Annotated in this window: 5 protein-coding genes; 1 reads left to right on the forward strand and 4 read right to left on the reverse strand. The window is 70.1% G+C overall.

Going from position 1 to position 3,139, the window contains the following annotated elements; translation table 11 throughout:
• From ABZY57_RS32470 to rimP, 4 genes are all read right to left on the reverse strand, one after another.
• Positions 1–433 (reverse strand): translation initiation factor IF-2 N-terminal domain-containing protein (locus ABZY57_RS32470; protein ID WP_356518101.1); only part of this gene is annotated, 433 nt, incomplete at its 3' end.
• 151 nt (positions 434–584) lie between these two features.
• A complete protein-coding gene (locus ABZY57_RS32475) occupies positions 585–872 on the reverse strand; it encodes a YlxR family protein (protein WP_356518103.1) in 288 nt (95 codons plus the stop codon).
• 188 nt (positions 873–1,060) lie between these two features.
• Positions 1,061–2,116 (reverse strand): transcription termination factor NusA, encoded by a 1,056-nt coding sequence (gene nusA / locus ABZY57_RS32480; RefSeq protein WP_356518105.1) that lies wholly within the window; start codon positions 2,114–2,116, stop codon positions 1,061–1,063.
• Between the two features lie 2 nt (positions 2,117–2,118).
• Complete coding sequence (rimP, locus tag ABZY57_RS32485; RefSeq protein ID WP_266904030.1) at positions 2,119–2,616, reverse strand: ribosome maturation factor RimP; 498 nt, start codon at positions 2,614–2,616, stop codon at positions 2,119–2,121.
• Positions 2,617–2,771: 155 nt separating this feature from the next.
• Here rimP and ABZY57_RS32490 point away from each other — a divergent pair.
• Positions 2,772–3,139, forward strand: a 368-nt coding sequence (locus tag ABZY57_RS32490) for a hypothetical protein (RefSeq protein WP_356518107.1), incomplete at its 3' end; no start/stop codon positions are given.

Raw genomic sequence — 3,139 nt, forward strand, 5'->3', positions numbered from 1 at the left:
CGGAGAACTCGGTCGCCACGGGAGCCGCCGGAGCGGGCTTCGGGGCGGCCGGAGCCTTGGGACCGGGACGCGGACCACCGGGGGCGGCGGTCGGGGTCACCGGGGCGGGGGCGCTGACGGCCGGGGCCTCGGCAACGACCGGCTTGGGGGCCGGGGCGCCGGGCTTCGGGGCAGCGGGACGTGCAACAGCACCCGGGGTGGGAACCCCGGGCTTGGCGGGGGCGGCCTTGCGGGGCTCACCCGGCTTCGCAGCGGACTTGCCGGCGTTGCCGCCGGGGCCCTGCAAAGCATCGGTCAACTTGCGTACGACCGGCGCCTCGATCGTCGAGGACGCCGAACGGACGAACTCACCGAGTTCCTGGAGCTTGGCCATGACGACCTTGCTCTCAACTCCGAACTCCTTGGCGAGTTCGTATACCCGGACCTTAGCCACTTCGCTCCTTTTAGGTCCGGGTTACGCCGGACCGTCTCTACTTCATGCTCGTACTCATCGCGTACTCATCGAGGGGTGCTCATCGCAATCTCGACCTACTTCCAACTCGCGAGGTACCTGACCGCACGGTGATCCGTGCCGTACTACTTGCTTACGGTGTCGCCTCGGCCTCATCGGCCACGGCTTGGTGCAGCTCCGCCGTGTCGAACGGTCCTGCGGACTTGAAGGCCCGGGAGAACGCCCTACGGCGGACAGCCTGGTCGAGGCAGACCACGGCGGGGTGCACGTAGGCACCCCGGCCGGGCAGCGTACCGCGAGGATCGGAGACACATTTGTCACCGACCGCCACGATGCGCAGCAGATCGCTCTTGGCCGCTCGCTCCCGACACCCCACACAGGTGCGTTCGGGGCATGCGCGGGCTTGCGTCCGGCCAGACACGCTTAAGTCTACCTCCCCGCACCGACCTCACCCCTTCGGGCGAAAAATCGAACGGATGTTGTCGTGATCACGAGTGCCGCGTCCGGCCGCTGAAACCTCGGCGGCGGACAGCCGTGCACGTCGAGCAGGGCTCTTGTCGCCCCTGCCGTTCCTGTGTACCGCCCGGACAGCTCCGGGCGGTACCGGTTTTATTCCCCGCGGCGGTCGTCGCGGCGGTCGTCCCGGCGCTCGCCGCGGTCGCCCCGGTCGCGGTCCTCCCCGTCCGAGGGCTGCTCGGTGTCGGGGCGGATGTCGATGCGCCAGCCGGTCAGGCGGGCGGCGAGGCGGGCGTTCTGGCCCTCCTTGCCGATGGCCAGCGACAGCTGGTAGTCGGGCACGGTCACGCGCGCGGACCGGGTGTCCCAGTCCACGACCTCGACCTTGCTCACCCGGGCGGGTGACAGCGCGTTGGCGACCATCTCCGCCGGGTCGTCCGACCAGTCGACGATGTCGATCTTCTCGCCGTGCAGCTCGGCCATCACGTTGCGCACGCGGCTGCCCATCGGGCCGATGCAGGCGCCCTTCGGGTTGAGGCCGGAGCGGTTGGCCCGTACGGCGATCTTGGTGCGGTGACCGGCCTCACGGGCGATCGCGCAGATCTCGACGCTGCCGTCGGCGATCTCCGGGACCTCCAGCGAGAACAGCTTCTTCACCAGGTTCGGGTGGGTGCGCGACAGGGTCACGGACGGACCGCGGACACCCTTGGCCACCCGCACGACGTACGACTTCAGGCGCAGTCCGTGCGTGTACTCCTCGCCGGGGACCTGCTCCTGCACCGGCAGCATGGCCTCCATCTTGCCGATGTCGACGAGGACGTTCTTCGGGTCCTTGCCCTGCTGCACCACGCCGGTGATGACATCACCCTCGCGGCCCAGGAACTCGCCGAAGGTCAGGTCGTCCTCGGCGTCGCGCAGACGCTGGAGGATCACCTGCTTGGCGGTCGTCGCGGCGATGCGGCCGAAGTCCGACGGGGTGTCGTCGAACTCCTTGGCCTCCTGGCCCTCTTCCAGGTCCCTCGGGTCCTCGGTCGCCCACACGATCACGTGACCGTTGGTGCGGTCGAGCACGACGCGTGCGCGCCGGAAGCTTCCCTCGGTGCGGTGGTACGCGATGAGGAGGGCCGACTCGATCGCTTCGACGAGCAGGTCGAAGGAAATCTCCTTCTCCCGGACCAGACCCCGCAGGGCACTCATGTCGATGTCCACGACTACGCCTCCTCTTCCTTCTTGTCCTTGCGGTTGAACTCGATCTCGACACGCGCCTTGGCGATGTCGGTGAAAACGATGCGGCGGGCGGTCGCCTTGCGGCCCTTCACGCCCGGAACTTCGAGGTCCATGCCCTCGTCGTCGACGTCGAGGATGCGGGCGATCACTTCCCCGCCGTCCGACGTCTGGAACTTCACGAGCCGGCCGATCGCCCGGATGTAGTGACGGTGCTCGGTCAGCGGGCGGTCGGCGCCCGGCGAGCTCACCTCGAGGACGTACTCGTCCTCACCCATCGCGTCGGTCTCGTCCAGCAGGTCCGAGACCTCGCGGCTCAGCTCGGCGCACGCGTCCAGCTCCACGCCCTCGTCGGAGTCCACGATGATGCGCAGCATGCGGCGCTTGCCCGCCTTGGACGTCTCGATCTCTTCGAGGTCCAGGCCCTTGGCGGCGACGAGCGGCTCCAGCAATGCGCGCAGCCTGTCGCTCTGGGTGGTGCTCATCCGGGTGACTCCTCGGCCGCGTGTGCTGTTGTGGTTTCCGTCGTGCGTCAGGTCAAAGGGTATCCGGTCGCGGAGGGTGTTGCCGTCCGCGCTGTGGACGGGCCCCCCGGGTACCGTGATCACACTCTGCCCCGCCCTCACCCCTAGGACGTCTCGTGCCCTCGATCCTGCCGTCGCGAAGAGGCCTGCTCGCCGGTGCCGCGGGCGTCGCCGGAGCCGCGCTGCTCAGCGGTTGCTCCGACGGCGGGCCGCCCGCCGCGGACCCCGAGGTTCCACTCGAACGGCGGATGCGCGAGACGGCCGTTCGTGAGAGCGAGCGACTGCTGGAACGTTACGACGCGACGGCCGTCGCCCATCCGGCCCTCGCCCAGCGCCTCGCACCGCTGCGCGCCTCGGTCGCGGCGCACGCGGCGGCCCTCGCCGACGAGGGGTCCCCGGCCGCCTCGCCCTCCCGCTCCGCCGCCCCGTCCTCCTCCCCCCTCCCGTCCGGCGCCGCGGCCGCACCCCCCCCCGCGCCCCGGCC

This window comes from Streptomyces sp. NPDC006450, assembly GCF_040612195.1.
GTDB lineage: Bacteria > Actinomycetota > Actinomycetes > Streptomycetales > Streptomycetaceae > Streptomyces.

Coding starts and splice junctions, on each gene's coding strand:
- rimP (WP_266904030.1), bottom strand. CDS start 2,616: ATGAGCACCACCCAGAGCGACAGGCTGCGCGCATTGCTGGAGCCGCTC.